Raw genomic sequence first — 1,096 nt, forward strand, 5'->3', positions numbered from 1 at the left:
GCGCGACTTATTCAGTGATTTTCGACACAACGCCGGCGCCGACGGTGCGGCCGCCTTCGCGGATCGCGAAGCGCAGGCCCTGCTCCATCGCGATCGGCGCGATCAGCTCAACGCCGAACGACACGTTGTCGCCAGGCATGACCATCTCGGTGCCTTCCGCCAGGGTCACGGTGCCGGTCACGTCAGTTGTACGGAAGTAGAACTGAGGACGGTAGTTCGCGAAGAACGGTGTGTGACGACCGCCTTCTTCCTTGGTCAGGATGTAGGCTTCGGCTTCGAACTTGGTGTGCGGTGTAACCGAACCCGGCTTACACAGAACCTGGCCACGCTCAACGCCGTCACGGTCAACACCACGCAGCAGCGCGCCGATGTTGTCGCCCGCTTCACCGCGGTCCAGCAGCTTGCGGAACATTTCAACACCGGTGCAGGTGGTTTTCGAAGTGTCGCGGATGCCGACGATTTCAATCTCGTCACCAACGTTGATCACGCCACGCTCAACACGGCCGGTCACAACGGTACCACGACCCGAGATCGAGAACACGTCTTCGATCGGCATCAGGAACGGCTGGTCAACAGCACGCTCAGGGGTGTCGATGTACTCATCAACAGCCGCCATCAGTTCCTTGATTTTCTCTTCACCGATCTCAGGCTTGTTGCCTTCCATCGCGGCCAGAGCCGAACCTGCGATGATCGGAATATCGTCGCCGGGGTATTCGTAGCTGGACAGCAGTTCGCGAACTTCCATCTCAACCAGTTCCAGCAGCTCTTCGTCGTCAACCTGGTCAACTTTGTTCAGGAACACGACCATCTTCGGGATGCCAACCTGGCGGCCCAGCAGGATGTGCTCGCGGGTCTGCGGCATCGGGCCGTCAGCGGCGTTCACAACCAGGATCGCGCCGTCCATCTGAGCAGCACCGGTGATCATGTTCTTGACGTAGTCGGCGTGGCCGGGGCAGTCAACGTGCGCGTAGTGGCGGTTCTCGGTCTCGTATTCCACGTGGGCGGTCGAGATGGTGATGCCGCGCGCTTTCTCTTCCGGCGCACCGTCAATCTGGTCATACGCTTTGAAGTCACCAAAATACTTGGTGATCGCTGC

General features: G+C 59.7%; 1 protein-coding gene. It reads right to left on the bottom strand.

All coding sequences use genetic code 11. The features are described from left to right. Nucleotides 1-7: 7 nt before the first annotated feature. A partial coding sequence (tuf, locus tag ACR0C3_RS23285; RefSeq protein WP_480760788.1) for an elongation factor Tu occupies nucleotides 8-1,096 on the bottom strand: 1,089 nt, incomplete at its 5' end.

The organism is Ruegeria sp. CK3, assembly GCF_056536565.1.